Source organism: Achromobacter sp. RW408 (assembly GCF_003184165.1).
Lineage (GTDB): Bacteria > Pseudomonadota > Gammaproteobacteria > Burkholderiales > Burkholderiaceae_B > Achromobacter > Achromobacter xylosoxidans.
The window spans coordinates 81,377-104,924 of the sequence record NZ_QHHO01000049.1; the positions used below are offsets into that span (position 1 = coordinate 81,377).

The 23,548-nt window shown below is 69.0% G+C and carries 18 protein-coding genes; 4 read left to right on the plus strand and 14 right to left on the minus strand.

The window, feature by feature from the left end; genetic code table 11:
* Positions 1 to 27 precede the first annotated feature (27 nt).
* The 3 genes from DK459_RS19880 to uvrA all read right to left on the minus strand — a co-directional run bounded on the left by DK459_RS19880 (position 28) and on the right by uvrA (position 7,641).
* Positions 28 to 660 carry an aminotransferase class IV family protein gene (locus tag DK459_RS19880; protein ID WP_024067832.1) on the minus strand — a complete coding sequence of 211 codons (633 nt, stop codon included), beginning with the start codon at positions 658 to 660 and terminating at the stop codon, positions 28 to 30.
* A 76-nt stretch (positions 661 to 736) separates the two neighbouring features.
* On the minus strand, positions 737 to 1,873 hold the full coding sequence (locus DK459_RS19885; RefSeq protein ID WP_110135012.1) for an aminodeoxychorismate synthase component I: 1,137 nt from the start codon (positions 1,871 to 1,873) through the stop codon (positions 737 to 739).
* Between the two features lie 8 nt (positions 1,874 to 1,881).
* A complete protein-coding gene (gene uvrA, locus DK459_RS19890) occupies positions 1,882 to 7,641 on the minus strand; it encodes an excinuclease ABC subunit UvrA (RefSeq protein ID WP_020925020.1) in 5,760 nt (1,919 codons plus the stop codon).
* Between the two features lie 238 nt (positions 7,642 to 7,879).
* Here uvrA and DK459_RS19895 point away from each other — a divergent pair, with 238 nt between their 5' ends.
* From DK459_RS19895 to DK459_RS19905, 3 genes are read left to right on the plus strand one after another with little or no spacing between them, the layout of a single operon-like run.
* A complete protein-coding gene (locus DK459_RS19895; protein WP_053498301.1) occupies positions 7,880 to 8,671 on the plus strand; it encodes an IclR family transcriptional regulator in 792 nt (263 codons plus the stop codon).
* 24 nt (positions 8,672 to 8,695) lie between these two features.
* On the plus strand, positions 8,696 to 9,340 hold the full coding sequence (locus DK459_RS19900) for a bifunctional 4-hydroxy-2-oxoglutarate aldolase/2-dehydro-3-deoxy-phosphogluconate aldolase (RefSeq protein WP_110135013.1): 645 nt from the start codon (positions 8,696 to 8,698) through the stop codon (positions 9,338 to 9,340).
* Complete coding sequence (locus DK459_RS19905; protein WP_054471261.1) at positions 9,333 to 10,256, plus strand: sugar kinase; 924 nt, start codon at positions 9,333 to 9,335, stop codon at positions 10,254 to 10,256. The genes DK459_RS19900 and DK459_RS19905 overlap by 8 nt, the downstream gene beginning before the upstream one ends.
* A 125-nt stretch (positions 10,257 to 10,381) precedes the next feature.
* On the opposite strand, the gene DK459_RS31140 is transcribed toward DK459_RS19905, so the two are convergent.
* Positions 10,382 to 10,510 (minus strand): hypothetical protein, encoded by a 129-nt coding sequence (locus DK459_RS31140; RefSeq protein WP_006226408.1) that lies wholly within the window; start codon positions 10,508 to 10,510, stop codon positions 10,382 to 10,384.
* A 651-nt stretch (positions 10,511 to 11,161) separates the two neighbouring features.
* Positions 11,162 to 12,121, minus strand: a complete 960-nt coding sequence (locus DK459_RS19910) for a LysR family transcriptional regulator (RefSeq protein WP_024067838.1) — start codon at positions 12,119 to 12,121, stop codon at positions 11,162 to 11,164.
* Between the two features lie 228 nt (positions 12,122 to 12,349).
* Between DK459_RS19910 and DK459_RS19915 the strand changes: the two genes are divergently transcribed.
* Positions 12,350 to 13,285 carry a glycosyltransferase family A protein gene (locus tag DK459_RS19915; RefSeq protein ID WP_054447008.1) on the plus strand — a complete coding sequence of 312 codons (936 nt, stop codon included), beginning with the start codon at positions 12,350 to 12,352 and terminating at the stop codon, positions 13,283 to 13,285.
* 54 nt (positions 13,286 to 13,339) lie between these two features.
* Here DK459_RS19915 and DK459_RS19920 read toward each other — a convergent pair whose 3' ends face one another.
* From DK459_RS19920 to DK459_RS19960, 9 genes are all read right to left on the minus strand, one after another.
* Positions 13,340 to 14,083 carry an ABC transporter ATP-binding protein gene (locus DK459_RS19920; protein WP_035183829.1) on the minus strand — a complete coding sequence of 248 codons (744 nt, stop codon included), beginning with the start codon at positions 14,081 to 14,083 and terminating at the stop codon, positions 13,340 to 13,342.
* Complete coding sequence (locus DK459_RS19925; RefSeq protein WP_054516694.1) at positions 14,083 to 15,876, minus strand: ATP-binding cassette domain-containing protein; 1,794 nt, start codon at positions 15,874 to 15,876, stop codon at positions 14,083 to 14,085. Before DK459_RS19925 ends, DK459_RS19920 begins: the two co-directional genes overlap by 1 nt.
* A complete protein-coding gene (locus tag DK459_RS19930; RefSeq protein ID WP_054439471.1) occupies positions 15,873 to 16,913 on the minus strand; it encodes a branched-chain amino acid ABC transporter permease in 1,041 nt (346 codons plus the stop codon). Before DK459_RS19930 ends, DK459_RS19925 begins: the two co-directional genes overlap by 4 nt.
* 151 nt (positions 16,914 to 17,064) lie before the next feature.
* Positions 17,065 to 18,213 carry an ABC transporter substrate-binding protein gene (locus DK459_RS19935; RefSeq protein WP_024067841.1) on the minus strand — a complete coding sequence of 383 codons (1,149 nt, stop codon included), beginning with the start codon at positions 18,211 to 18,213 and terminating at the stop codon, positions 17,065 to 17,067.
* A 163-nt stretch (positions 18,214 to 18,376) separates the two neighbouring features.
* Positions 18,377 to 19,105: an SDR family NAD(P)-dependent oxidoreductase gene (locus DK459_RS19940; protein ID WP_006388951.1), complete on the minus strand. Its 729-nt coding sequence runs from the start codon at positions 19,103 to 19,105 to the stop codon at positions 18,377 to 18,379.
* A gap of 38 nt (positions 19,106 to 19,143) precedes the next feature.
* The gene (locus tag DK459_RS19945; protein WP_110135014.1) at positions 19,144 to 19,929 is read right to left on the minus strand and encodes a cyclase family protein; all 786 of its coding nucleotides are present in this window, start codon (positions 19,927 to 19,929) and stop codon (positions 19,144 to 19,146) included.
* A 31-nt stretch (positions 19,930 to 19,960) separates the two neighbouring features.
* Positions 19,961 to 21,202, minus strand: a complete 1,242-nt coding sequence (locus DK459_RS19950; RefSeq protein WP_110135015.1) for an SDR family NAD(P)-dependent oxidoreductase — start codon at positions 21,200 to 21,202, stop codon at positions 19,961 to 19,963.
* Entirely contained in the window at positions 21,199 to 22,374 is a 1,176-nt protein-coding gene (locus DK459_RS19955) for a thiolase family protein (RefSeq protein ID WP_070542811.1), read from the minus strand. The genes DK459_RS19950 and DK459_RS19955 overlap by 4 nt, the downstream gene beginning before the upstream one ends.
* The coding region (locus DK459_RS19960; RefSeq protein WP_110135241.1) for an AMP-binding protein at positions 22,371 to 23,548 on the minus strand (1,178 nt) is incomplete at its 5' end. The genes DK459_RS19955 and DK459_RS19960, both read right to left, overlap by 4 nt.

The following is a 23,548-nucleotide window of genomic DNA, read 5'->3' on the forward strand; positions in this document are numbered from 1 at the left end:
CGTACTCACCGCCCGGCGCGGCGGGATTCAGGTTTCGCGCAGCGTGACCTTGAACCAGCCGCGCAGGGCGTTGGACAGCCGGATCTCGTCGGCCGCGTGCAGGTCGGCCAGGGTCAGCACGCGTTCGCTGACGTTGCCGGTATCGAGCAGTTCGGCGCGCTGCACGCCGGGCAGGCAGCCGCTGTCGACCGGCGGCGTGTACCAGTCGCCATCCAGGCGCAGGTAGACGTTGCTGCGGCTGCCTTCGCACAGCTCGCCGCGTTCGTTCAGGTAGACCAGGTCGAAGATGTGCGGATGGGCCGGCAGCCATTCGATGGTCTTGGTGTACCAGGGCCGGTAGGTGGTCTTGTAGCGCAGCAGCGGTTCGGAGGAGCGCAGCGCCTCGGGAGCCAGCATGATTTCCTGCGCCGCCGGCAACGGCGGCAGCATGGCAGTCTGGATGTGGCGGCTGCCGTCGCGCGCGACCAACAGGCGCAGGCGGTGCGAGCCGGGGGTGTTCAGGCTGAGCGCGGCGATCATGATGTCGCTTTGCACCGCATTGCCGCCCCAGGTGTAGCCCAGCGCCTTGCAGGAATGCTCCAGGCGGTGCAGGTGGCGCGCCAGCAGCGGCACGCGGCGCTCGGCGTCGACCAGGATGGTCTCGATCAGTTCGGGTTGCATGCGGGCTCCTGGTAAACGGCGGGCGAAGGAGGGCGGGGCCGGGGTCTATCCTACCCCGCGGCCACGGATTGCGCACTCAGGCGCGCAGGATGCGGGCCTTCCAGTGGCATTCCTGCCATTCCTCGGCCGGATCGGAGTCGTGCACGATGCCGCCGCCGACGCTGTAGACGCCATGGCCGGCCGCATCCAGCACCAGCGTGCGGATCGCCACGTTGAGCGAGAAGTCGCCGTCCGGCGCCAGCCAGCCGATGCTGCCGCAATACAGACCGCGCGGCGCGGCCTCCATCTGGCGGATGCGGCGCATGGCGGCGACCTTGGGCGCGCCGGTGATGGAGCCGCACGGGAACAGCGCGCGCAGCACGTCCTCGAGCGTGGCGCGCGGCGCCTGCGCCGACACGGTCGAGGTCATGGTCCAGACGGTGGGATAGCGTTCCAGCGAGAACAGCGCCTCGACCTTGACCGAACCGGGCTCGGCCAGCCGGCCCAGGTCGTTGCGCAGCAGGTCCACGATCATCAGGTTCTCGGCGCGGTTCTTGTCGCTGGCCAGCAGCGCCTGGCCCAGGCGCTGGTCCTCGGCCGGATCGGGGTGGCGCGGCGCGGTGCCCTTCATCGGCCGGGTGGTCAGTCGCGGGCCGCGACGGGCCACGAACAGCTCTGGCGAGAACGACAGCACCGTGCGCGCGCCGTCCTCGATATAGGCGCCGTGCGCCACCGGATTGCGGGCGGCGATGCGGCGGTACAGCGTGGCGGCGTTGCCCTGGTACTGCACGTCCAGCGGCTGGGTGTAGTTGACCTGGTACAGCTCGCCGGCGCCGATCAGTTCGCGGATGGCGTCGATCTGGCGCACGTAGCCGGCCTCGGTCATGCGCGGCGCGGGGATGCTGAGGGCGCCCGGCGCGCTGTCGGCCGCTGGCGCGTCCCACGGGGCTTCGTCGATCTTGCGTTCGAATACCAGGGCCGTCAGGCGCGCCCGGCCGTCGTCGCGCGGCGGCGTCCAGGGCCCGGCGGGCGCGGGCAGGGTGGCTTCCGGCAGCAGCCATTCGCCCAGTTCGTAGTCCAGCAGCAGGGCGACCCAGTGTCCGCGCTGGCGCGCCGCGTCGATGGCGGCCAGCGCGGGGCCGACCTCGGCCGCCGCGCGCGCCTCGATGCGGGCCAGGAAGCCGTCCAGCCGCAGGGCGCGGCCGGCCAGCCGGTCTTCAAAACGACAATGCATGACGCTCTTTACTGTTGTGCCAGGAACTCCGTCAGCACCCGGCCCGTGTGGGAGTGGTCGCGCAAGGTCATGACGTGTTCCGGCGACCCCTGCGCCACCAGCTTGCCGCCGCCGGTGCCGCCCTCGGGGCCCAGGTCCAGCAGCCAGTCGGCCTCGGCGATGACGTCGAGATTATGCTCGATCACCACCACCGTGTTGCCGGCCTCCACCAGGCGGTGCAGCACGTGGATCAGCTTTTCCACGTCGGCCATCGACAGGCCCACGGTCGGCTCGTCCAGCACGTACAGCGTGTGCGGGATGCGCGAGGCGCGGCCGGTCTTGATCAGGCCGTCGGTCAGGCGCGCCTTGGACAGCTCGGTCACGAGCTTGATGCGCTGCGCCTCGCCGCCGGATAGCGTCGGCGACGGCTGGCCCAGCGTCAGGTAGCCCAGGCCGACGTCCTGCATCAGTTGCAGCGGGCGATGGATCTTGGGATGGGCGGCGAAGTATTCGATGGCGTCATCGACTTCCATGGCCAGCAGCTCGCCGGCGTTCTTGCCGCGCATCTGCACGCTCAGCGTGTCGCTGTTGAAACGCGCGCCGTTGCAGGCGTCGCACGGCACCTTCACGTCGGGCAGGAAGTTCATTTCGATGGTGCGCATGCCCTGGCCTTCGCAGATCGGGCAGCGGCCGTCGCCGGTGTTGAACGAGAAGCGCGCCGAGGTCCAGCCGCGCATGCGCGCTTCGCGCGTGTCGGCGAACTGCTTGCGCACGTCGTCCCAGAAGCCGACGTAGGTCGCCGGGCAGGAACGCGGCGTCTTGCCGATCGGGGTCTGGTCCACTTCCAGCACGCGGTCGATCGCTTCCCAGCCCTTGATGCTTTCGCAGCCGGCCCAGCCGGGCGCCTTGCCCTGCGAGACGGCCTGCATCAGGTTGTCCAGCAGCACTTCGCGCGCCAGCGTCGATTTGCCGGAACCGGACACGCCCGTGACCACGCTCAGTCGGCCGACCGGGATCTTGGCGTCGACGCTGCGCAGGTTGTGCAGGCGCGCGCCCTTGATCTCGATCATGGGGGTGTCGGCCTCGACCGGACGGCGGCCTTGCAGCGGGTGCTGCAGCGGCTTGGCCAGGTAGCGGCCGGTGACGGATTCGGGCGCGTCGATCAGGTCCTGCGCGCTGCCCTGCGCCACCACGCGGCCGCCGCGGATGCCGGCGCCGGGGCCGATGTCGATGATGTGCGAGGCGCGGCGGATGGTGTCGTCGTCATGCTCGACCACCACCAGCGTGTTGCCGTTGCCTTCCAGGCGCGCCAGCGCGTCCAGCAGGATGCGGTTGTCGCGCGGGTGCAGGCCGATGGTGGGCTCGTCCAGCACGTAGCAGACGCCTTGCAGGTTCGAGCCCAGCTGCGCCGCCAGGCGGATGCGCTGCGCCTCGCCGCCCGACAGGGTGGGGGCGGCGCGGTCCAGCGCCAGGTAGTTCAGGCCGACTTCCTGCATGAAGTTCAGGCGGCCGCGGATCTCGGTGAGGATGTCGCGGGCGATCTCGCCTTCGCGGCCGCGCGCCACCAGTCCGGTGAAGAAAGTATGCGCGTCCGACACCGGCAGCGAGGCCAGCTCGGCGATCGACTTGTCGCGCCAGCGCACGGCGCGCGCGACGCGGTTCAGGCGCTGGCCGTCGCACTGTGTGCAGACCTTGGCCTCGCCCTCGTACCAGGCGTTCCAGGCGGTTTCCTCGCCGGTCTGTTCTTCGTCGAAGCCCTGCAGTTGCAGGCCGGTGCCGAAGCAGCCGGTGCACCAGCCATGCTTGGAGTTGTACGAGAACAGGCGCGGATCGGGCTCGGGGAAGCTGGTGCCGCACGAGGGGCAGGCGCGCTTGACCGAGAAGTGCTGCTGCTGCAGTTCGCTGTTCAGCGCCTCGTGCAGCTTGTCCACCGGCCACACCACCGACATCACGCCCTGGCCGTTTTCCAGCGCGCTCTTGACCGCGGCGCGCAGGTCGGCCTCGTTGGCCGGGTCGACCACCACGTCGGCCACGGGCAGTTCGATGGTGTGTTCCTTGTAGCGGTCCAGGCGCGGCCACGGCGCCACCGGGATGAATTCGCCGTCGACCCGCAGGTGCGTGTGGCCCTTGGAGCCAGCCCACTTGGCCAGGTCGGTGTAGTAGCCCTTGCGCGCGGTGACCAGCGGCGCCAGCAGGCCGATGTGCTCGCCCTTGCGCTCGCGCAGCAGGCGCGCCACGATCTGGTCGGTGTTCTGCGGTTCGACCGCGACGTTGCAGTCCGGGCAGTACTGCGTGCCCAGCTTCACGTACAGCAGCCGCAGGAAGTGGTGGATCTCGGTCATCGTGGCCACGGTCGACTTGCGGCCGCCGCGACTGGTGCGCTGCTCGATGGCCACGGTGGGCGGGATGCCGAAAATGGCGTCCACATCCGGCTTGCCGGCCGGCTGCACGATGGCGCGGGCGTAGGCGTTGAGCGATTCGAGATAGCGGCGCTGGCCTTCGTTGAACAGGATGTCGAAGGCCAGGGTCGACTTGCCCGAGCCGGACACGCCGGTGATCACCGTGAACTTGTCGCGCGGGATCTCGACGCTGACGTTCTTCAGGTTGTGTTCGCGCGCATTGCGGATCTCGATCGCCATGTTGTCCTGGCGGCGCTTGCGCATGACCGATTGCAGCGGCGTGCCTTCGCCGGCGCCATAGGCGGCAGTCGGCTCGGCGATGCGGGCCGTCAGGCCGGCCTGCTCGGCTTCCTGCGCGTCGATGTCGCTGCTGACCACCACGTCGGCCGGCAGGATGCTGACTTCGTAGTCGCGCAGCGCCGCGCCGGTGTGCGAGGCGGGGTTGGCCATCAGGTCCTGCGGCGTGCCGACGCCGATCACCAGGCCGCCGGCGTCGCCGCCTTCGGGGCCCAGGTCGATCAGCCAGTCGGCCGCGCGGATCACGTCCAGGTTGTGTTCGATGACCAGCAACGTGTGGCCCGCGGCCAGCAGCTTGCGGAAGGCGCGCATCAGGCGCGCGACGTCATCGAAGTGCAGGCCGGTGGTGGGTTCGTCGAACAGGAACAGGCTGCCTTTCTTGGCGACCTTGGCGGTGGAGATGCCGCTGCGCGCCGCCTCGGCCAGGTGACCGGCCAGCTTCAGGCGCTGCGCCTCGCCGCCCGACAGGGTCGGCACCGGCTGGCCCAGCCGCACGTATTCCAGGCCGACGTCGGCCAGCGGCGCCAGGCCCGTCTGCACGTCGCGCAGGCCCTTGAAGAACTCCAGCGCCTCGCTCACGGTCATTTCCAGCACCTCGTCGATCGAGGCGCTCTTGCCCAGGTGCTCGACGCGCACTTCCAGCACTTCGGGGCGGAAGCGCTTGCCGTCGCAATCGGGGCAGCGCAGGTAGACGTCGGACAGGAACTGCATCTCGACGTGTTCGAAGCCGGTGCCGCCGCAGGTGGGGCAGCGGCCGTCGCCGCCGTTGAAGCTGAAGGTGCCGGCGGTGTAGGCGCGTTCACGCGCCAGCGGCGCCTGCGCGAACAGCTTGCGGATCGCGTCGAACGCGCCCACGTAACTGGCCGGGTTGGAACGCGCGGTCTTGCCGATCGGGGTCTGGTCGACCATGACGACGTCGGCGATCTGCTCGGCGCCCAGCAGGCGCTCGAAGGCGCCCGGCGCCTCCGACGGCTTGCCCTTCTGCTTGAGCAGGGCGGGGAACAGCACGTCCTGCACCAGCGTCGACTTGCCCGAGCCGGACACGCCGGTGACGCACACCAGTCGGCCCAGCGGCAGCTCGACCGAGACATTCTTGAGGTTGTGCGCGCTGACGCCTTCGAGCAGCAGGCGCGGCGTGTTGGCCGCCACCGGCATGGGGCGCGGCGCTTCGACGCGCTGGCGTCCGCCGAGATAGTCGCCGGTCAGCGTGCGGGCCGCGCGCAACTGCGCCGGCGTGCCGTCGAACACGATCTGCCCGCCGCGTTCGCCGGGGCCGGGGCCGATGTCGATGATGCGGTCGGCGGCCACCATGACCTGCGGGTCGTGCTCCACCACCACCAGCGTATTGCCGGCGTTGCGCAGCCGGTGCATGACCTCGACCACGCGGTGCATGTCGCGCGGGTGCAGGCCGATGGACGGCTCGTCCAGCACGAACAGCGTGTTCACCAGCGAGGTGCCGAGCGCGGTGGTCAGGTTGATGCGCTGCACCTCGCCGCCGGACAGCGTGCGGCTCTGGCGGTCCAGCGTCAGGTAGCCCAGGCCGACGTCGCACAGGAACTTCAGGCGCGCGCGCACCTCGGTCATGAGCAGGTCGGTGGCGGCGTCGAGCGCGCCTTCGAATGACAGCTTGTCGAAGAACGCGCGCACCCGTTCGATCGGCAGCAGCATCACGTCATGGATCGACAGGCCGTCCAGCTTGTCGAGCTGCTCGCGGCTCCAGTTGGCGCCGACCGGCATGAAGCGCTTGTAGCGGCCGTCTTCCGGCGGCAGCACGCTGTCGGCCTCGGCCTTGGTGCCCAGGCGCCACAGCAGCGCATCGGGCTTGAGGCGCGCGCCGTTGCAGGTGGGGCAGGGGGTGTAGCTGCGGTACTTGGACAGCAGCACGCGCACGTGCATCTTGTACGACTTGGTCTCGAGCCAGTCGAAGAAACGCTGCACGCCGTACCACTGGTGCTTCCAGGCGTCGTTGCCGCCCTTCCAGTCGGGCGTGCCGTACAGCACCCAGCGCTTGTGCTCCTCGCTCATGCTCTTCCACGGCACGCCCAGCGGGATGCCGGCGCGCGGCGCGTATTTCTGCAGGTCGTCCTGGCATTCCTTGTACGAGGGCGTGGTCCAGGGCTTGATGGCGCCTTCCAGCAGGGTCTTGTTCTCGTCGGGGATGACCAGGCCGAAGTCGATGCCGATCACGCGACCGAAGCCGCGGCAGGCCTCGCAGGCGCCCAGCGGCGAGTTGAACGAGAAGCTGCTGGGCAGCGGGTCGGTGTATTCGATGTTGCAGTCGGCGCAGTGCAGGCGGTCGCTGTACTTCCAGATGTGCGCGTCGGCGCCCTCGGCGTCCATGACGTACACGGCCAGGTGGCCGGCGCCCATGCGCAGTGCCGTATCCAGCGCTTCCATCACGCGTTCGCGTTCGGTGCCGGCGAAGCGGAAGCGATCCTGGATGACGTGCAGGATGCGGCGTTCCTCGGTGGCGGCCTTGGCCTTGCCCTTTTCCTTCTTGGCGCCCTTGGCCGGCGCGGTGGCGTTCGGCACGGCGGTTTCCTCGGCGTGCACGCGGGTATAGCCCTGCTGTTCGAGGAAGCCGCGCACTTCGTCTTCGGTGAAGTTGGCCGGCACGGCGATGGGGAAGGTCACCACCAGCCGCGGATCGCCGGCCGCGGCCGAGCGTTCGGCCAGCGAGCGGTGGATCGATTCCGGCGTGTCGCGCTGCACCACCTTGCCACAGCCGCGGCAGTGCAGGCGCGCGCCGCGCGCGAACAGCAGCTTGATGTGGTCATTGAGCTCGGTCATCGTGCCGACCGTGCTGCGCGAACTGCGCACCGGGTTGGTCTGGTCGATGGCGATGGCAGGCAGGATGCCTTCGATGCGATCCACCTGCGGCTTGTCCATGCGGTCCAGGAACTGGCGCGCATAGGGCGAGAAGGTTTCCACGTAGCGGCGCTGGCCCTCGGCGTAGAGGGTGTCGAAGGCCAGCGAACTTTTGCCGGACCCCGACACGCCGGTCACGACCACCAGTTCGCCGGTGGCGATGGTCAGGTCCAGGTTCTTGAGATTGTTCTGGCGGGCGCCAACGATGCGGATTTGGGAGCTCATGGACGGTATCGTAGCCTGAGGGAGGAGGCGGCCCCGGACGGCGGCCTGTGGCTGGTTCCGGGCGCGGCGATGTGGAATAATTGCCTATATCGTGAGGCATGTGTCCACAATGTGGTCAATCATGCGCTCCGCTGCTGTACAAATAAACAGTATCGCAGATTCGTCTGAAATTAGCGCGATTTGCTTCGAGCGGCCCGCATTCTGCACGGGCATTGTTAACGCTGGGCATCTTCCCGAGATGGGGGTGATGGTGTCGGAATCCAAGGTGGCGGGCGCCGCGGCGTTCGCCAAATTCATGACGGTGCTGCAGGCGGTGGCGGACGCGCCCAGTCCGCCCACGGCGGCGGCGCTGGCGCGCGGCTGCGGTTACCCGCGGCCCACGGTCTACCGCATCGTGGCGGCGCTGGCCGAGCAGGGCATGGTGGCCGAGACCGACGGCGTTTACCGCCTCGGACCCCGCCTGCTGTCGCTGGCCAGCCGCGCCTGGTCGCAGTTCGACCTGCGCGCCACGCTGGCGGCCGACCTGCGGGCGCTGCGCGACGCCACCGGCGAAACCGTGCACCTGGCGGTGCCGGCCGGCACGGAAATGGTCTATATCGACAAGCTTGAAAGCCCCGGCCCGGTGCGCATGGCCTCGCGCGTGGGCGCGGCGGTGGCGCTGCATTCGAGCGCGGTGGGCAAGGCCTATCTGGCGGCGCTGGGCGATGCCGCGCGCGAACCCCTGCTGCGCGATCTGCCCTTGGAATCGCGCATGCCCGGCACGCTGGCGAGCCTGCCCGCGTTGCGCGCGGCCCTGGCCGAAACGGCGGCGCGCGGCTACGCCATGGACAACGAGGAAAACGAGCCCGGCATCGTCTGCTACGGCGTGGCGCTGCGCGATGCCGCGGGCCACCCGGTGGCCTGCGTCAGCATCAGCACCTTGCTGTTCCGGCGCCGCGATGATCCGCAGTCCGCCTATATCGAACCCCTGCTGCGGCTGCGTGATGCGGCCACGGCCAAACTTGCCGTGCTGCCATCCGGCGGCGCCTGAACGATCCGCCCCGAAAGGAATGCCATGACCGCTGCTCCTCTTGCCTCGAAACTCGACGCCTTGCTCGCCGCGCGGGTGGTGCCTGTGCTGCGCTACCAGGACGCCGCCACCGCGGCCTATGCCGCCGAGGTGGCCGTGGCCGCCGGCTGCACCACCCTCGAACTGACCTGGACCATTCCCGGCGTGACCGATCTGGTGCGCGCGCTGCGCGACAAGCATGGCTCCGCGCTGCTGCTGGGGGTGGGCACGGTGCTGGATGAAACCCAGGCGCGCGAGGCGCTGGTGGCCGGCGCCGATTTCCTGGTGTCGCCGGCCCTGGCCTGCGAGATCGTCGACCTGGCGCACGCCGCCGACGCCCTGTGCCTGTTGGGCGCCTTCACGCCCACCGAAGTGCTGGCCGCGCGCCGCGCCGGCGTCGACGTGGTCAAGGTGTTCCCCGCCGACACGGGCGGCCCCAAGCAACTGGCGGCGTTGAAGTCGGTCTACCCGGACACGGTGTTCTGCCCCACCGGCGGCGTTACCGCCGAGAACATGGCTTCCTATTTCGCCGCCGGCGCCGGCCTGGTCGGCATCGGCAGCAACCTTTACGACAAGGCCGCCTTCGCCGCGCGCGACACCGCCGCGCTGGTGGCCCAGATCACCCGCACCCGCGAGGCCGCCCATGGCTGATTTCGACATCGTCGCGCTGGGCGAGCCGCTGGTCGAACTGAACCAGACCAGCCAGGATCAGCGCCAATACCTGCAAGGCTTCGGCGGCGACACCTCCAACGCCGTCATCGCCGCGGCACGCCAGGGCGCGCGCTGCGCCTACCTGACCCGCGTGGGCGACGACGCCTTCGGCGCGCAGTTCCTGGCGCTGTGGCGCGACGAGGGCGTGGACACCTCGGGCGTCGAGGTCGACGCCAATGCACACACCGGCCTGTACTTCGTGCAGCACGGCCCCGACGGCCACGCCTTCAGCTACCTGCGACGTGGCTCGGCCGCCAGCCTCATGACTCCCGCCAGCCTCGACGGCGGCCTGATCGAACGCGCCCGCTTCCTGCACGTCTCCGGCATCAGCCTGGCGATCAGCACCAGCGCCTGCGACACGGTCTTCGCCGCCATTGCCCGCGCCCGCGCCGCCGGCGTGCAGGTCAGCCTGGATTCGAACCTGCGGCTGCGCCTGTGGCCGCTGGACCGGGCCCGCGCCGTACTGCGCGAGGCGCTGCGCCACGCCGACCTGTTCCTGCCAAGCATGGACGACATGCAGCACCTGACCGGCAACGACGACCCCGAGCGCACCCTCGACTGGATCCGCGACGCCGGCGCGACCGGCGTGGTGGTGCTGAAACTGGGCAAGGACGGCTCCATCATCGACGACGGCAAGACCCGCACACCGGTCGCGGCATTGCGCGTGGATGCGGTGGACGCCACCGGCGCCGGCGACTGCTTCGCCGGCAGCCTGCTGGCGCGCCGCTGCCAGGGCGACGGCTGGGCCGACGCGGTGCGCTACGCCAACGTGGCGGCGGCGCTGTCGACGCTGGGCTATGGCGCCGTCGACCCCCTGCCGCGGGCGGAGCAGGTGCTGGCCAGGCTGCGGACCTGAGGCAGGGGCGTCCCGACAGCCGGGCCCAACCGCCGGCCCAAACAAAAATCCCCGCCGGTTCGCACCGGCGGGGATTTTTTTCGATCAGGCGGCACGCCAGGAACCTGGCGCGGCCCGCGTGTCATTTAGACGCGCTTGATCTTTTCCAGCATCTTGAACACACCCTTGGGCGACTTGACGAACAAGCGCTTGAAGGCCTTGCCCAGGCAACGGCGTTCCAGGGTGTTGCGACGCACGCGTTTGCGTTCAGCCATGTTGATTCTCCTGTTGAATTTGCGGAAATCGAATTAGCGGGGCGAAGCCGCCTTCAAGCTTGGCTTGCGGGTGTCTTCGACCCGGCCGCACAACCGGAAACTGGGCTGGCGGGGAAATTGGGTAACTCGGCATTCTAGCCTGAAAGTGGCGAGGGTGCCAATTTGGGGGGCTTGCCTGGAGAGCCGGGAACGCCAAAAAATAGGGACGTATTTGGCTTGGTAAGCCCTCTTTCGGTCCGCTCCGTGTGCAGGACATGCATCAACAGGCCAGCTGATTGGCCCCTTCGCACACGCGAGAGCGCCATCATCCCGACGCAAGACACCGCGTAAGCCTCAAAAGGCCGCCCGCGCGGCCGGTTTGAGGCGGCCCCCGCAAGCTCCTCCGCTCCACTCCTGATAGTCACCTGCACGCCAAGCAAGCCGACCGCCCCAACGCCCGACGCCAAGTCTCATCGTGAGCGCGTGGCGGGATCGGCGGGGGATGGCGGGGCGTGTAGATGCGCCCGCCGGAAACCGAAGGGAGCCGAAGGCGTACGAGGTTGAGGCAGGGGTAGTCCGGAGCGAAGGCTCCGGACCGCAATCGTAGCCCCGCCATCCCCCGCCGATCCCGCCACGCGCGGCTCAAGAACCCGCATCGCCCAAAAACGAAGACTACTCAGCCGGCCCCAACTTAGGCCGAATGAAATCCATGAACGCCCGCGTCTTGGCCGGCTGAATACTCGACGGATACACCACGTAGATCGAAATGGGATCCACCGACCACCCGGGCAACACCCGCCGCAGCGAATTGCGCTTGATGATCGGATCCAGCGCCTGGCAGTGCGGCATGCGCGTGATCGCCAGGTCCAGCCCCGCGAAAGTCCCCGCGATGCTCATGTTGTTCGCGGCCAGATGGCCGCTCACCGGCACCTGCTCGGTCACCTTGCCGTTGTGCAGCGTCCAATAGGAATGGGCGTCGTCGATGGTGGTGCGCAGGCACTGGTGCTGCATCAGGTCGCTCGGCGTTTTGGGCTCGCCAAAGCGCTCCAGATAGCGGTCCGATGCATACAGGTAATTGTCCAGCGACACCAGCTCCTGCACCACCGCGCCATCGCTGCGCGGCACCGGCGCGGCGCCATTGCCGTTGTCCGCGGCGGCCGAAGGATAGTCGCCGTCGCGCCCGAAGCGCAGCACGATGTCGAACGGCGTACCCTGCGCGTCCGATGCCGTCATCATGCTCAGGTCGAACTCGCACTCCACCTCCGGATAGCGGTCGGTGAAATCCTTGATCGTCTCCGGCAGCAGCCAGATCGCCAGGCTATAGGGCATCGACACCCGCAGATTGCCGGACGGGCCCCCCGACAACGCCTGCAATTGCTCGTGCGCCAGGCGCGCCTCGTCGATCAGGCCCTGGCAGCGGCTCATGTAGGCCGCGCCCGCCTCGGTCAGGTCCAGCCGGCGGGTATTGCGGTTGATCAGGCGCAGCCCGATCGCCCGTTCCAGCTCGTTGATACGGCGTGACAACGTCGATGTGGGCATGTTCAGGGCCCGGGCGGCCAGGCTGAAGCTCTTGCGCTTGGCAACCTCTACGAACAAGGCGATGTCATTGAGCTGGACGGTCGAAGCTTCCATAGGCGTTCCGGTGTGGGCCGCCCGAGTTTACGCCACTCCGGGCAGGTGCCCAACGGCCGGAGCGGAAGCTAGGAAGCGTCTGGAAATCCGCACATTGTCAGATTTGATTGCAAATTTGCATGCCATGGCATCAGTTGGCACAGGCATATCCCCTAAACTTCAGGCGAAAACAACACACAGACCAAGACCGCAGCGGTTTGCCGGAAATCGCAAAGGGGCACAGTTCGCATGACCGCTACGCCGACGTTTTTCACCGTCCTCACCCCCACTTACAACCGGGCGGGCACGCTGCATCGGGTGTATGAATCGCTTTCCCGCCAGACCTACCGGGATTTCGAGTGGGTGATCGTGGACGACGGTTCCACCGACAACACCCACGAAGCCGTGCTCGACTGGCAGCAGCGCGCCGCCTTCCCCATCCGTTACGTCTGGCAGAACAACCAGCACAAGAAAACCGCATTCAATCGCGGCGTGCGCGAGGCGCGCGGCGAACTGGTCGTGGCGCTGGACAGCGACGACGAAATGCCTCCCGAGGCGCTGGCCACGTTCAAGGCCGCCTGGGACGCCATTCCGCCGGCGCGGCGCGATTCGTACGTGGCCATCACCGGCCTGTGCGCGCGGCCGGACGGCAGCATCGTCGGCGACCGCTATCCGCAGGACGTGTTCGACAGCACCGCGGTCGACGTGTATTTCCGCTATCGCATCAAGGGCGAGAAGTTCGGCTGTATGCGCACCGACATCCTGCGCAGGTTTCCGTTCCCCGAAGACGTGGCCGGGTTCGTGCCCGAGAGCCTGGTGTGGTGGGCGATCGCGCGGGCCGGCTATCTCAGCCGCTTCATCAACCAGGTCGTGCGCACTTACCACGACACCCCGGGCGGGCTCAGCCAGGGGGCGGTCTCGGTGCACAACAACGCCCAGGGCCTGTACCTGCTGGCCTGGGACATGCTGCAGCACCACCTGGAATTCTTCCGCTTCCGGCCACGCGAATTCATCATGGCCGCCGCGCGCTACACGCGCTTCCGGCTGCACCTGAAGCACTCGGGCGTGCCGACGGCGTTGCAGGCCTACCGCCTGACAAACCCGTGGGCGCGGTTGATGGTGGGCGTGATGTGGCCGCTGGGCTATGCGCTGTACCGCCGCGACCGGCGGCGCGGCGTTGCCTGAGCACCCGGGAAATGCCGGCGCGGGGCGGGCCCGCGCCCGTCCGCTTGGCCGCGGCTACGCCGACGCCGCCGTGGCGTGCCCCAACCCCAGGTACACCTCGACCACGCGCGGGTCCTCCGCCACCTGCGCGGCCGGGCCTTCCAGGGTGACCGCGCCGGTCTCCAGCACGTAGGCGTAATCGGCCACCTGCAGCGCGGCGCGCGCGTTCTGTTCGATCAGCAGGATCGACACGCCCATGCCGCGCAACTGCTCGACGATGCGGAACACCTCGCGCACAATGCGCGGCGCCAGGCCCAGGCTGGGCTCGTCCAGCATCAGCAGGCGCGGCTTGGCCATCAGCGCGCGGCCCACCGCCAGCATCTGGCGTTCGCCGCCGGACAGCGTGCCCGACAGTTGCGCCCGGCGTTCGCGCAGGCGAGGGAACAGGTCGTAGACTTCGGCCAGCGTCTGGTCCTGGTCGCGCAGGCCGCGGCGGAAGCGGTCGAAGGCGCCCAGCATCAGGTTGTCCTCCACCGACATCTCTGCGAACAGCTCGCGTTTTTCCGGCACCAGGTTCATGCCGGCCGCCACCATTTCCTCGATCTCGGCGTGTTCCTGGCGCTTGCCGCCGAACACGATCTCGCCGCGCGAGGGCAGCACGCCCATGATGGCCGACAGCAGCGTGGTCTTGCCGGCGCCGTTGGGGCCGATCACGGTCACGATCTTGCCTTCGTCCACCGACAGGCTGACGCCCGAGACGGCCTCGACCTTGTCGTAGGCCACGCGCAGGTCGCGCACTTCCAGCAGTTTCGCGCTCATCATTCCACTCCGCCCAGATAGGCTTCCAGCACCGCGGGGTTGTGCTGGATCTCCGCAGGCAGGCCCTCGGCGATCTTCTCGCCGAAGTCCATCACCACCACGCGATCCACCAGGCCCATCACGAAATCCATGTCGTGCTCGACCAGCAGGATCGCCATGCCCTCGGCCCGCAGCTTTTTCAGCAGCTCGGCCAGTTCGCATTTTTCCTGGTAGCGCAGGCCGGCGGCCGGTTCGTCCAGCAGCAGGATGCAGGGATCCGACGCCAGCGCCCGCGCGATCTCCAGGATGCGCTGCTGGCCCAGCGCCAGCGAGCCGGCCTCGTCGTGCAGGTGTTTGCCCAGGCCGACGCGCTCGACCTGGCGCGCCGCCTCGGCCAGCAGGCGGGCCTCCTCGGCGCGGTCCAGGCGCCAGGCGGCCGGCAGCACGCCGCGATGGCCGCGCAGGTGGGCGCCGATGGCGACGTTCTCCAGCACGCTCATGCGGCCCAGCAGGCGCACGTGCTGGAAGGTGCGCGACAGGCCCAGGCGGGCGATGCGGCGTGCGCCGGCGCCGGCCACTTGCTGGCCCAGCAGCGTGACCTGGCCGGAGGTGGGCGTGTCCACGCCCGAGATCTGGTTGAACATGGTGCTCTTGCCGGCGCCGTTGGGGCCGATCAGCGCCAGGATCTCGCCGGCGCGGATCTCCAGGTTCATGGCGTTGTTGGCGACCAGGCCGCCGAACTTGCGGGTCACGTCGACCGCCTTCAGCACCACCTCGCCGCGCGGCGGCATGGGCTTGCGCGGCAGCGGTTCGGCCTGGCTGTCGATCTGGCGCTGGCGTTTGCGCACCGGCACGCAGCGCGCCAGCACCGGCCACAGGCCGCCGCGGAAGCGGTGCAGCAGCAGCACCATGCCGAAGCCGAACACGATCACCTCGAAGTTGCCGGTCTGGCCCAGCAGCTTGGGCAGCCAGTCCTGCAGCCACTGCTTGAGCACCGTGAACACGCCCGCGCCCACCAGCGCGCCCCACACCTGGCCGGCGCCGCCGATGACGGTCATGAACAGGTACTCGATGCCCATCTGCAGGCCGAACGGGTTGGGATTGACGAAGCGCTGCATGTGCGCGTATAGCCAGCCCGAGGCGCAGGCCTGCAGCGCGGCGATGATGAAGATCACCATGCGCGAGCGGGCCGTGTCCACGCCCATGGACTCGGCCATGACGCGGCCGCCCTTGAGGGCGCGGATGGCGCGGCCCTCGCGCGAATCGAGCAGGTTGCTGGTCGACCACATGGCCACCAGCAGGAAGGCCCAGATCAGGTAGTAGATCTCATCGCCCTGCGTCAGCGACCAGCCGAACAGGTTGATGGCGGGCACGTCCGGGATGCCGGTGTGGCCGCCCAGGCCCTCGACCGAGCCGAAGGCGAAGTACAGCGACAGGCCCCAGGCGATGGTGCCCAGCGGCAGGAAGTGGCCGGACAGCTTGAGCGTGATGGCGCCCAGCAGGTAGGCCACCACCAGGGTCAGCAGCAGGCCTGCCAGCAGCGTCAGCCAGGGCGAGGCGCCCAACCACGCCAGCCAGGCGGGCAGGGCGTCGGCGCGGGTGGTGAGCAGCGCGGTGGTGTAGGCGCCGACGCCGACGAAGGCCGCCTGGCCGAAGCTGGTCAGGCCGCCCACGCCGGTCAGCAGCACCAGCCCCAGCGCCACCATGGCATACAGGCCGATGTAGTTCAGCAGCGTGACGTAGAACGGCGGCAACGCCAGCGGCGCGGCCGCCAGCAGCGCCAGGAACACGAGGACGAGGTGGCGCGGGGTCATTCTTCTTCTTCCTCGACGTGGTGGCTTTTCAGGGAACGCCAGAGCAGCACGGGAATGATCAGCGTGAAGACGATGATCTCCTTGTAGGCGCTGGCCCAGAACGAGGAGAAGGCCTCGATCAGGCCGACCAGCACGGCGCCGGCGGCGGCCAGCGGGTAGCTCACCAGGCCGCCGATGATGGCGCCGACGAAGCCCTTCAGGCTGACCATGAAGCCGGAATCGAAATACATGGTGGTGATGGGCGCGATCAGGATGCCCGAGACGGTGCCGATCAGCGCCGCCAGGAAAAACGTGGCCTTGCCGGCGAACACCGGCGAAATGCCCATCAGGCGCGCGCCGAGCCGGTTGAAGGCGGCCGCGCGCAAGGCCTTGCCGTACATCGAGCGCTCGAAGAACTGGTACAGCACCACGATCAGCAGCGCCGACACCGCCACCACCCACAGCGCCTGGCTGTTGACGTTGACCGGGCCCAGCGCCAGGCTGGCGTCGCTGAACGGCGCGGTGCGCGCGCCCTCGGCGCCAAAGGCCAGCAGGCCCAGGCCGACCAGCGCCAGGTGTACGGCGATCGACACGATCAGCAGCACCAGCGTCGAGGCCGAGGCGATCGGCTGGTAGAACAGGCGGTACAGCTGCGGGCCCATCGGCACCACCAGCAGCAGCGTCAGCAGCGCCTGCACGGCCATCGGCAGCTGCGCCAGCGGCAGGCGGTAGAACAGCGCGGCCAGCAGCAGCGGATACACCACCTTGGCGCCGATGCGCCACAGCGGCGCGCGGCGTCCCGGCCGTTTGGCGCGCGCCATCAGGTCGGCCACGGCCTCGGCCAGGGCGAACGCCAGCAGCAGCCACACCAGCAGCACCGGCTTGCCGGCCTGCAGCGCGGCCATGGTGAGCGCGCCGAAGGCGACGAATTCGCCCTGGGGGATGAACAGCACGCGGGTAACGGTAAAGACCAGCAGGATGGACAAGGCCAGCAGCGCGTAGATGGCGCCGTTGGTGATGCCATCCTGCCCGAGTATCAGGGCGATCTGAGCATTCATCGGTACTTCCGGATAGAACGGAAAAACATTGGAGCGACTTCATCTCCGCTTGAACGTTGCCCATCGGGATGCCGCGGAGCCGGCTCTGCCGGTCCGCAGGCATGCCCCCTGGGGGGAGGCGCGCAGCGCTTCGGGGGGGGCCTGCTCCGGCTTACTTCACCAGCGTCCAGTTTCCGTCTTTGACGGTGATGAGTTCGCGGCCGCGGTCGTCGAAGCCGCTGTGGTCGGCGGCGCTCATGTTGTAGACGCCCTGGGTGCCGACCAGCTCGCGGGTCTGTTCCAGCGCGTCGCGCAGCGCGCTGCGGAACTCCTTGGTGCCCGGCTTGCCGGCCTTCTCGGCCAGCGGAATGGCCTTTTCCAGCAGCAGGCCGGCGTCGTAGACGTTGGCGCCGAAGGTGGCGGGCTTGGAACCGTTGAGTTTTTCGTAGGCGGCGATGTAGTCGCTGGCGACCTTCTTGGACGGGTTGCTGTCGGGCATTTCCGGCAGCACCAGCATCAGGCTGGCGGCCAGCACGGTGCCTTCGACCTTCTTGCCGCCGAGCTTGAGGAAGTCGGGCAGCGCGGCGCCGTGGGTCTGGTAGAACTTGCCCTTGTAGCCCTGGTCGAACAGCGTCGTCTGCGGCAGCACGCTGGCGGCGCCGGGGGCGGCCACCAGCACGGCGTCGGGCTTGGCCGCCAGGATCTTCAGCGCCTGGCCGGTGACCGAGCTGTCAAAGCGCAGGTAGCGCTCGTTGGCGGTGAGTTTGATGCCCTTTTCGGCCGCCAGGCCGGAGAACACCTTGTACCAGTTCTCGCCATACGGATCGTTCAGGCCGATGAAGCCGACCGTCTTGATGCCGCTCTTGGCCATGTGGTCGACCAGCGCGCGGGCGATGATGTCGTCGTTCTGGGTGGTCTTGAACACCCACTTCTTCTGCTCGTTCATCGGCAGCACCACGGCGGCGGTGCCGACCGGCGCCAGCATCGGCACGCCGGCCTCGGCGGCGAACTGGATCACGCCCATGGCGTTGGGCGAGCCCGACGGCCCGATCAGGGCGTCCACGTTCTGTTCGGTGATGAGCTTCTTGAAGGCCGTGACCGAGTTGGTGGAATCGCTGGCGTCGTCCAGCGAGATGTATTCCACGGTCAGGTCGCCGATCTTCTTGGGCAGCAGCGGCACGGTGTTCTTTTGCGGGATGCCGACCAGCGCGGTGGGGCCGGTGGACGAGGTGACCACGCCGACCTTGACCTGGGCCAGGACGGGCAGGGAGACCAGCGTGGCCAGCACGGCGGCGGCCAGGGGGAGTTTCTTCGACAGCATGGCAAAACCTCCGGATAGGGGGCAGAGTGGGTGCGGCTGGAAAACGGAGAAAACGGATACCGCGGAAATTGCTTTTGGTTTCAACTTTCTGGCACTGCACTGTAGACGCGGTCTGCGTGCTTACCTATCCGTCAAAACCCGAAGCGGATGCGTGGGACGCCGGTCAGATGGTGATGGAACTGACGCTGGCGCCGCCGCAGACGAACAGCGTCTGGCCGGTGACAAAGCTGTTGGCCGGGTCGGCGAAGAACATCACCGCCCGCGCCACGTCGTCCGAGCGTCCCAGGCGCTTGACCGGGATGCCGTTGGCAAGCTGCTTTTCGCGTTCGCTGCCGGGTTCGATCACTTCGTAGAACATGTCGGTCTGGATCGGGCCGGGCGCCACCACGTTGACGGTGATGCCGTAGGGCGCCAGTTCCAGCGACCAGGTGCGCGCCATGCCGACCATGCCGGCCTTGGTGGCCGAGTAGGCGGTGCGGGTGGGCAGGCCCAGCGCGCCGCGCGAGGACATCATGACGATGCGGCCGAAATGGCGTTCCTGCATGCCGGGCAAGGCCGCCTGCACCAGGCTGATGGCCGCGCCCAGGTGGATCTGGGTCAGGCCGTGCAGTTCCTCCTGGGTCACCTGCGGCAGCAGGTTGGGCCAGATGACGCCGGCGTTGTGGATGACGTGGCTGACCGGAAAGCGCGCCGCGATCTCGGCGCCCGCCTGGGCGGTGGCGTCGGCGTCCAGCAGGTCCACCTGCACGTTGTGCAGGCGCGGGTGGCTGAAGTCGGCGGCGCGGCGCGCCATCGAGATCACCTCGTAGCCCGCGTCGAGCATGCTGCGGCAGATTTCGGCGCCGATGCCGGCGCTGCCGCCGGTGACGATGGCGACGTTGGTTTGCGTCATGGTGAATCCCCCTGTGTTCTGTTGTTCTTGGCGGCCGCTCAGGCGCGCGGCGCCAGCGCCAGCACCCGCAGCGGGCTGCCCGAGCCGCTGCGGATCTTGAGCGGCGCCGAGAAGATCACCGCGCCGGTGGGCGGCAACTGGTCCAGGTTGGTCAGGCACTGCAGGCCGTAGCGGTTGTTGCCGTGCATGAAGTAGTGGCAGGGGTAGGGCGGATTCAGGTGATGGGCCTGGCCGGCGTCGGTGCCTACCGACTCGGTGCCGAAGCCGTGCACGTCGCGTTCCTTGATCAGCCACGGCACCACCTCGGCGTCGGGGCCGGGCGAGTGGGCGCCGTCTTCCTGCATGTTCAGGTATTCGGCCGGCTTGGCGCGCTTGGACCAGTCGGTGCGCATCAGCACCCAGGAACGGGCCGGGATGCGGCCATGCTTTTCCTCCCACTTCTTGACGAAGTCGATGGTCAGCAGGAAGTCGGGGTTGTCGCGCGCCTCGGCCGAACAGTCGATGACGCAGGCGCCCGCGATGAAAGCCTCGACCGGGATGGTGTCGACGGTGTTGTCGGGCTGGTCCTTGCCGGTGACCCAATGGACCGGCGCGTCGAAGTGGGTGCCGGTGTGTTCGGAGCACGAGAAGTTGTTCCAGTACCAGGCGGGGCCGCGCTCGTCATAGCGCGAGATTTCCTCGATGCGGAACGGCCAGGCCTGGCCGAATTCCGGCGGCAGCACGATGGTGGGGAATTCGGGCGTCAGCGTCTCGGTCAGGTCCACCAGGCGGATGCGGCCCGACACCAGTTCGGTCATGAATTGCGCAAGTATGGGTTGGCTCATCTGTTGCTCCTTTGGTTTTCGTGTCGGGGCGTCAGGCGCCCAGTTCCCGTTCCAGTCCCTTGGGGTTTTCCGCCAGCCGCGCGCGGAATTCCTGGGCCACGTCGCCGACGTACACGTCCTCGACGCCATCCTTCAGCGCGCGCACGATGGCGCTCGCGATGGCTGCGGGCGCCACCCGAGGGGGCGGCGTGCGCTGCTCCCATTCGTGGTCGACCGGCCCGGGGAATACGTTCACGACGCGCACGCCGGCCGGACGCATCTCGGCGCGCAGGCACTGCGCCAGCGACAGGGCGGCGGCCTTGGAGGCCGACCACATGCCGCGCGCGGGCAGGTTGACGTGGGCGTAGATCGACAGCACGTTGACCCAGGCCGTGGCGTTGTTGACACCGTCGGCGGCGCGGCCGCACAGCGCCGGGCCGAAGCCCTGCGCCAGCCGCATCAGGCCCAGCACGTTGACGTCCATGGCGTCGCGCGCGGTGTTGACATCCTTGCGGCCGAGCAGGCCGCCTTCGCGTTCCAGGTCGGCGGTGTTGACCAGGATCTCGACCTTGCCGCCGATCGACGCGGCGGCGCGTTCGACCGAGTCGCTGTCGGTCACGTCCAGCGCCAGCGCCTGCACCCGCGGATCGGCCGCCAGCGCGTCGAAGGCGGCGTCGCGGCGCCAGGCCTGCGGGTCGCCCAGGAACACGGTCGGGCAGCCGGCGTCGAGCAGGGCGCGCGCCACCGCCTGGCCCACCGCCGACTTGCCGTCGGTGACCAGCGCCCGGCGGAATTTCGGATCGCACGAGGTCTCGCGCAGGGTCTTGTCGTCTTCCATATGGGGCGTATTCCTTTCGGGCAGGGCGATCATCACGGCCTGGCCGCTGCGGTCGAGCTTGAGCGCCAGCCGCACGCGGGCGCCGTCGGCGCAATCCTGGTGCACGTGCGCCACCACCGACGGGCCGACGTCCATGCGCACCGTGCCCACCCGCCACGGCAGGCGTTCACGGAAATAGAGGTCGTTGCTGTGGTGCAGCGTGGTGCTGACCAGCAGCACGCCGTTGGGATCCACCGGCCGCCACGGCAGGCGTTCCGACAGGCAATGGCCGCAGACTTCGCGCGGCGGGTACTGCACCGCGCCGCAATCGGCGCAGGTCTGCAGTTCGAAGCGGCCTTCGGCGGCCGCGGCCGTCAGGCCCAGGGCGGCGCGGCTGCGGGCGCCCGGCGGCAGGGTCGGCTGGCGCGTGCGCGCCACCGGATTCTTGCGCGGCGGCTTGGCTAGCGGCTCGGTCATGCGTCGCTCCTGGCCAGGATGGCCGCGGCGGTGCACAGCCCACGGTCGTAGTTGATCATGCCGAAGCCGCTGACCAGGCCCAGGCGCGCGTCGGCCACCTGCGTGCCGCCGGCGGTGCCGGTCAGCTGGCGCAGCGCCTCGACCATGCCGAGGTAGCCGCCGGCGGCGCCGGCCTGGCCCACCGACAGCTGGCCGCCGTTGGTGTTGAACGGGAAGCTGCCGTCGACGGTGAAGGTGTTGGCGCGCACGAATTGCGGCGCCTCGCCCTTGGCGCAGAAGCCCAGGTCCTCCATCTGCATCAGGTTGATGACGGGGTAGTCGTCGTAGGCCTGCAGGAAGTCCATGTCGGCCGGGGCCGCGTCCGCCATGCCGTAGAGTTCGTCGATGTCCATGGTCCAGCCGCCGCGGGTCTGGATCGGGTCCTCGATCCAGGCGTTGTGGCGCTCGATGGTGGACAGGATGCGGGCGTAGGGCAGGTTCAGCGCCCGGGCCCGGTCTTCGCTCATCACCAGGAAGCCGTCGGCGCCAGCGCAGGGCATGACGCAGTCGAACAGGTGGATCGGGTCGGTGATGACGCGCGCGTCCAGGTATTGCTTGAGGGTCAGCGGCTTTTTCATCAGCGCGTGCGGATAGCGCAGGGCGTTGGCGCGCTGCGCCACGCAGACCTTGCCGAAGTCCTCGCGGGTGGCGCCGGTGCTGCGCATGTAGTGCGCGGTCAGCAGCGCGAAGCTGGCGTTGGGGCCGCCGGCGCCATAGGGGTAGACGGCATCCTGGGCGAAGCGCGAGAACTGGCTGACGGTGTTGCGGAACGAGTCGACCTGGTTGGTGTCGCCCGCGATGCAGGCGACGATGCCGGCGTCGCCCGCCTGCACCGCGCGCGCGGCGCGGCGCAGCGCGGCCACGCCGCTGGCGCCGCCCATGGGGATGTGGTCGAGCCAGCGCGGGCTCATGCCCAGGTGCTGCGTCAGGCCCACGGCGGTGTCCGGCGCCAGCGTGAAGCTGGACACGCACAGGCCGTCGACGTCGGTCTTGGCGATGCCGGCCTGGCGGATCAGCGCGCCCAGCGCGCGGCCCAGCCACCAATGCGCGGCATGGGTGGAGTAGCGCTCATACGGAATGCTGACGGGCAGGGCCGCCACCACGCCGTCGTAGCGGGCGCGCGGCGTGCTCATCGGGCGGGCTCCTGGCGCTTCTTCATGGCGGTGGTGTCGACGCAGCTGGCCGTGCCTGGCAGGGTCGGCGCCAGCGCCTTCATTTCGCCGCGCTGGATCTTGTTGGTGGTGGTGAGCGGCAGGCTGTCGACGAAGGCGACGTAGCCGGGCGCCTTGTAATAGGCCAGCTGTTGCAGGCTCCACTGCACGATGTCGCGGGCCGCGTCGGCGCGGGCGGCGGCGTCGGCGGGCGCGGTTTCCGCCACCACGCAGGCCAGCACCTCGTCGCCGCGCACCGGGTCGGGCACGGCGGCCACTGCCACGGCCTTGACCAGCGGATGCTGCAGCAGCACGCTTTCGACTTCCACGGCCGAGATGTTCTCGCCGCTGCGGCGGATCACGTTCTTCTTGCGGTCGACGAAGCGCAGCGCGCCGTCGGCCTCGCGGCGCACGATGTCGCCGGTGTGGAACCAGCCGTCCTCCCACGCCTGCGAAGTGGCCTCGGCGTCCTTCAGGTACCCGGCGAAGAAGCCGTAGCGCGGGTCATCGCCGGCATGGCGCACCAGCAGCTCGCCCGGCTCGCCGGCCGCGGCCTCGCCGCCGTGGTCGGCGACGATGCGCACCTCTACGTCGTCCTCTTCGCGGCCGAAGCAGCTGCTGCCGATGTGGCGCGGCTCCTGGTTGGCGATGATGACGGCCCCGGCGCCGGTCTCGGTCATGGCCCAGGCTTCCAGCAGCGGGAAGCCGAAGCGTTCCTCGAACGGTTCATGCAGCTTGCGGTCGACGCCGGCGCCGAAGCCGAAGCGGATCGCCGGCTGCCTGTCCCGGGCCGAGGGTTCGGCCTTCATCAGGATCGCCGGCATCACGCCCAGGTAGTGCAGCACGGTGGCGCCCGAGTCGCGCACGCTGTCCCACCAGGTCTTGGGATGGAAGCGGTCCAGCGGAATCAGGCAGCCGCCGGTGAGCACCATGGCCATGGCGGAATAGGCCATGGCGTTCATGTGCACCAGCGGCAGCGGCGTCAGCATGCGCTCCTCGCCGGGGCGCAGCGCGGCCAGGCCGCCGATGCGGGCGTACCAGCCGCCCGCGTGCAGAAAATAGCGGTTCGGCAGGATGCAGCCCTTGGGACGGCCGGTGGTGCCGGACGTGTACAGCAGCGCGCACTCGGTCAGTTCATCCGGCTCGCCCGCCAGCG

Excerpts from the sequence above, each read along its gene's own strand:
- DK459_RS19930 (WP_054439471.1), bottom strand. The coding sequence starts at position 16,913 with ATGAATGCTCAGATCGCCCTGATACTCGGGCAGGATGGCATCACCAAC.
- DK459_RS19940 (WP_006388951.1), bottom strand. The coding sequence starts at position 19,105 with ATGACGCAAACCAACGTCGCCATCGTCACCGGCGGCAGCGCCGGCATC.
- DK459_RS19905 (WP_054471261.1), top strand. The coding sequence starts at position 9,333 with ATGGCTGATTTCGACATCGTCGCGCTGGGCGAGCCGCTGGTCGAACTG.
- DK459_RS19935 (WP_024067841.1), bottom strand. The coding sequence starts at position 18,213 with ATGCTGTCGAAGAAACTCCCCCTGGCCGCCGCCGTGCTGGCCACGCTG.
- DK459_RS19945 (WP_110135014.1), bottom strand. The coding sequence starts at position 19,929 with ATGAGCCAACCCATACTTGCGCAATTCATGACCGAACTGGTGTCGGGC.
- DK459_RS19915 (WP_054447008.1), top strand. The coding sequence starts at position 12,350 with ATGACCGCTACGCCGACGTTTTTCACCGTCCTCACCCCCACTTACAAC.
- DK459_RS19900 (WP_110135013.1), top strand. The coding sequence starts at position 8,696 with ATGACCGCTGCTCCTCTTGCCTCGAAACTCGACGCCTTGCTCGCCGCG.
- DK459_RS19950 (WP_110135015.1), bottom strand. The coding sequence starts at position 21,202 with ATGACCGAGCCGCTAGCCAAGCCGCCGCGCAAGAATCCGGTGGCGCGC.
- DK459_RS19925 (WP_054516694.1), bottom strand. The coding sequence starts at position 15,876 with ATGACCCCGCGCCACCTCGTCCTCGTGTTCCTGGCGCTGCTGGCGGCC.
- DK459_RS19895 (WP_053498301.1), top strand. The coding sequence starts at position 7,880 with ATGGGGGTGATGGTGTCGGAATCCAAGGTGGCGGGCGCCGCGGCGTTC.
- DK459_RS19920 (WP_035183829.1), bottom strand. The coding sequence starts at position 14,083 with ATGAGCGCGAAACTGCTGGAAGTGCGCGACCTGCGCGTGGCCTACGAC.
- DK459_RS19910 (WP_024067838.1), bottom strand. The coding sequence starts at position 12,121 with ATGGAAGCTTCGACCGTCCAGCTCAATGACATCGCCTTGTTCGTAGAG.
- DK459_RS19955 (WP_070542811.1), bottom strand. The coding sequence starts at position 22,374 with ATGAGCACGCCGCGCGCCCGCTACGACGGCGTGGTGGCGGCCCTGCCC.
- DK459_RS19880 (WP_024067832.1), bottom strand. The coding sequence starts at position 660 with ATGCAACCCGAACTGATCGAGACCATCCTGGTCGACGCCGAGCGCCGC.
- DK459_RS19885 (WP_110135012.1), bottom strand. The coding sequence starts at position 1,873 with ATGCATTGTCGTTTTGAAGACCGGCTGGCCGGCCGCGCCCTGCGGCTG.
- uvrA (WP_020925020.1), bottom strand. The coding sequence starts at position 7,641 with ATGAGCTCCCAAATCCGCATCGTTGGCGCCCGCCAGAACAATCTCAAG.
- DK459_RS31140 (WP_006226408.1), bottom strand. The coding sequence starts at position 10,510 with ATGGCTGAACGCAAACGCGTGCGTCGCAACACCCTGGAACGCCGTTGC.